The 4,472-nt window shown below is 64.0% G+C and carries 3 protein-coding genes; all 3 read left to right on the top strand.

The genetic code is table 11. The annotated features are described in order from the left end of the window. The first annotated feature begins 341 nt into the window (after window positions 1–341). Window positions 342–1,514, top strand: a complete 1,173-nt coding sequence (locus tag PLF13_14680) for a hypothetical protein (GenBank protein ID HOP08514.1) — start codon at window positions 342–344, stop codon at window positions 1,512–1,514. Between the two features lie 4 nt (window positions 1,515–1,518). Then, entirely contained in the window at window positions 1,519–2,121 is a 603-nt protein-coding gene (locus PLF13_14675) for a hypothetical protein (GenBank protein HOP08513.1), read from the top strand. Next, on the top strand, window positions 2,114–4,472 hold a 2,359-nt coding region (locus PLF13_14670), incomplete at its 3' end, for a hypothetical protein (protein ID HOP08512.1). The genes PLF13_14675 and PLF13_14670, both read left to right, overlap by 8 nt.

The following is a 4,472-nucleotide window of genomic DNA, read 5'->3' as shown; positions in this document are numbered from 1 at the left end:
CGGCGGGAACGGAAACAGCGGGAGTGCGTCAACCGCAAACGATGATAGAGCCGGAAATGGGGCTTCCGGGTATTTTTCCGATATTCATAGTTATGGGAGAACCTATGGGTCTGGAGGCGGCGGCGGCGTCTGGACTCTCAATTCGGACCTGGCTGGAAATCCGGGGGTAAACGCAGGCCATGGTGGCTGGAATGGGCATGCTGGTTACAACGCAGGCTACTATGGGTGCGGAGGAGGCGGCGGTGGGCCGGGAGCTAATAGTTTCTTCTCTGGCGGGAATGGCTATTCCGGCGTCGTGATCCTGCGCCAGGCCATTGGGATCGTAGAGTAGGGAGACAAAGATGAAAAAAGCGTTGTTTGCTGTGGTATCGTTTTTGGCAGCGTCCGTCTTTGCCGGGCCTGTCGAGCTTGGAGTTCAGGCGTACATGGCGCAGAACGGGCTTGACCCGGCCCTGCTGAACCGGCGCGGCAGCCCGGCGCAGCTGGTGACGCGCGGCGGCGAGACGCAGATCAAGTGGATCCGGCACAAGCTGCGCAATATCCCGGCCCCGGATCTCGGCAACCTGCTGCCTCCGGAGGAGGCGCAGGCGATCCTGGACGCCTGGGAGGCGTCGCTGGACGCCGGCGCCCAGGCCGCCAAGTCCCCAAGGCTAAAAGTGCTGGAGAACGAATACTTTGCTCTGCTCGATGCGCTACCCGGCGACCCAGTCCCCCAGACCCCAAGTCTCCAAGAGGCCAAGGCCCTGGTGGACGAGCGGCTCGGAGTGGCGCTGGCGGCAAAGTACCGTGAGCTGCTCTCGGGGCTGGATCTCGAGTTGTCCCGGTATTCGACGACTTGGTGGGACGACGCGGCGAGACACGACGAGACCGACGTGCCCGCGGAGTTCCTGGAAGCGTTGGCAATGACGGACGGAGAGGCCCGGCAGGCCCAGGCGTTGTCCAGCTCCATAGCGCTCGTGGTGGACGACACCGGAGAGGTGACAGGGACTGCTCGCGTGCTGGTCAGCACCGACGGGGTGCCCGTCGTGGTGTCCGACTCGGCCAGTCCGGTTGTCCCGATTGAGGACCAGATCGCCGCGTTCCTTCAGCGGCTGCCGGCGGAGCGCGCCCGCACTCGTGCGTTGCAGCGTTCCTTGGCGGCGTCTATTCCCACGAACGCGGTGCTTGAGGACATTGAAGATTTGGCTGCAGCGTTCCCCCGGTGGGAGGACAACGTTGGGCGGCAGGTCCACCCCGGCGAGTTCTACACCTACGACGGCACGGACGTCTACCGCGTCATTCAGGGGCACGTAACGCAAGCCGACTGGTCGCCCCCGCTCGTGCCCGCGCTGTTCCTGTATCTCCCGCCCGCCGGCCCGAGCGGGTGCCCTCCGTTTGTGCAGCCCACCGGCGCGCACGACGCCTACGCGATCGGGGATTGTGTAGAGTTCGAAGGCGCGAACTACGTGAGTCTGATCGACGCCAACGCCTACAGCCCGTCGGCGTACCCCGCCGGATGGGAGCTGCAGGAGTAGCCCGGTGCCCAAGTCCCTACAGCGCTTTCGCACCCCGTACGCGGTGCCGCCCGGGCGCCGGTGGTTCTACCAGGTACCCGGAGGCAAGTTCGTGGAGAGCGTGTTCAGCAAGGACGACTGCGTCCTGCGAATCCGGAACGCCTACGCCGAGATTGGAAAGACGCCGGATGGCGACGTCGAGGCGCTGCTTGAGGACTTTATGTGCCAGAGCCTGCCGGAGGGGTTCTGCACAGGGAAGCCGACGATTTCGAATCCTACGTTTTTCACGGTCAAGAATGCGACCCACGCGATGGTTGCGTCCGCGTTGAAGGAGCACAAGGCCGGGCCGCAGTTGATGCAGACCATCGACGCCCGGGCGGCGGCGTGCAAGAAGTGCAAGCAGCATGATCTTCATATGTGCATCACCTGCAACGGTTTACTGGACGAGTTTCGTACGTTTCGCAACGCGGGACGCCGGACGCCGCACGATCGGAACCTCCGGGTGTGCCGCGTAAGCGGCGGCCTCCTTCCCGTGGCCATCCAGCTCGACGCCAGCAAGGTGAAGCCGCTGGATGGGTTTGCGTTCCCCGAAGGGTGCTGGGTGAAAGAGGAGCTTCGCGATGGCTGACGACCTAAGCAAGGAAGAGCTGCAGACCGTGACCGCCTCGGGCGCACCCACGCCGGATCGCGTCGCCACGATCGAAGCCGCGCGCCACATCTATAGCCAGCTCAGCGACTCGGACGCCGAGGACGCCTTCCGTCGCGACCGCATTCGCGGCCAGATCGACGGCAAGCCGCCGTGGGACCCGGACATGCTTTCGGAGAAGGGCCTCGGCTACGTCACCAACGTCAACTTCCTGGAGCTTCGCGCCGTTCTTGACGACCGCGCTTTCCGCCGGTTCGCGTCCTACTACGAGGTTCCCACGATCGTGCGGGTCCACCGCAACTTCCCGTTCCGCCAGGACGACATCGAGCGACCCTACGAGCGGGTGGTCGAGGAAGAGTTCACGCGGCTGCTTCGGGATGACTGGACCGGGTTCTACCCGATGCTCGACCAGGCCGGACGCGAATCCGACGCCTACGGATTCGGCGTCGCCCTGTTCCCCGACGAGACCGACTGGCGCCCCAAGGCGTTTCCGCGTTCGAAGTTCAAGTTCGATCCTCGCGCCGGGACCGACCCCGATCGACTTTCGATTTTCTGCCTGGACGATGAGTTCACGGCCGGCGAGCTGTTCCGAATCATCGAGGACGAAGAGCAGGCCAGGGAATCCGGCTGGGATCCGACCCGAGTAAAGGATGTGCTGAAGCGCGTGTACTTCGGCAAGGAGGGCCAGAGCACGGACGGTCGCGGTTCGCTTCAGGGCAACCTGTGGGAGTCCCTCTCGCAGAGCTACCGCAACAACGATTTCACGTTCCAGGCCCACGAGTTCGACCCTGTCGAGGTCGTCCACATCGTCTACCAGGAGACGGACACTCGCAAGGTGACACACAAGATCTTCGCCCGGCTGGAGGGGGAGAAGGACGGGTTCCTGTTCGCAGCCCCGGACCGCTACGACAGCATGTCCCAGGTTCTCTGGCTCCTTCCTTTCAGCTATGGCGACGGGTACCTCCGTTCGTGTCGCGGCATCGCGTCCTACTTGGAGCAGCACTGCGACCTGTCGAACCGGTTCCTCGGCCGGGCGATGGACGCGGGCATGACTGCCGCCACGCTCCTGGTTCAGCCCAGCTCGGCGATGGCCCGGGACAAGCTGCGCGTCGTCCGAAACGGCATCCTCACGGTGCTCGATCCGCAGCTGACTCTTCAGCAGCAGAATTTCCAGCCCAAGATCGGCGACCTGCTCACGCTTCGTCGCGTAAGCTCCGACCTCGTGCAGAACAACACGCGGGAGGCCAAGGACTACCAGGAGGACCCGGCGGCCTCGAATCGCCCGGTGTCCGCCACCGAGATCGAAGACCGCGCGTCTCGCGCCGCTCGGGGGGAGAGCCAGCAGACCGTTTTCTACGCCAAGCACCTGCAGATGCTCTATCGCGAGGTGTACCGGCGCCTGGTTTCCGTTGATTACCTGCTCGACGAAACGAGCCGACCCGGCAAGGATATGGCGCTGCTGTTCGTTCGGCGCTGCGTGGAGCGCGGCGTCCCGCTCGAACTCCTGCTTGACCCCGACAAGTGGCGCATCACGGCGACCAAGCCTATCGGCGGCGGAAGTCCACAGGCCCGTCAGCAGGCGCTCACGAATCTGATGCAGATTCGCGGAGACCTGGACGAACGCGGACGCAGGGAAGTACTGCGCGAGTTCGTTGCGGCGCAGTCGTCCTATGAGGACGTCGACAAGTTCGCTCCGATGAAGAGCCGGGACGAGATCGGCTCCAACGAGCATTCGATCGCGGCATTGGAGAACGCGGCGTTCGGGTCGGGCCTGCAGATTCCGGTTGGGTCCGATCAGGTACACACCATCCATTTCAAGACGCATGCCCAGCCGCTTCTGCAGATGCTCCAGGCGATTCAGGAGCAGGGTATGGAGAACGTCGACGCCCAGCGTGGCGCATTGTACCTCGGAGCGGCGCTTCCGAACATGGAGGGCCACATCCAGGCCCTGCAGATGGATCCGACTCGCAAGGCGTTTGTGCAGGAAGCCGTTGGAATTCTCAAGCAGGGCGTCGCGCTCTACGAGATGTTTAAGAAGCGGCTTGAGCAGCTGGCCAAGGAACAGGCCGAGCTGGAGCGCCAGCGGCAGGAGCAGTTGCAGGACTCCGAGCGTCGCGCGCTGACCGCCGAACAGCAGGTGGAGCTGGCCAAGGCCGAGATGGACGCTCAGGTAGAAGCGCTGAAGACGGACAGTCTGAATGCTATGCGCGCAGCCAAGACCCAAGAGCAACTTCGAATCAACGCGGAGCGCGCCGCCGTGGACCTTCAGACGAAGGCCCAGCGCGCCGCCTCCGACATCGCTATCAACGAGGCGAAGGCGCAGGCCGAAATCG

This window comes from Candidatus Zixiibacteriota bacterium (genome assembly GCA_035380245.1).
Classification (GTDB): Bacteria; Zixibacteria; MSB-5A5; order GN15; family FEB-12; genus DAOSXA01.
Note: the sequence above shows the minus strand (reverse complement) of the source record. Positions and strands in the feature narration are given on the sequence as shown.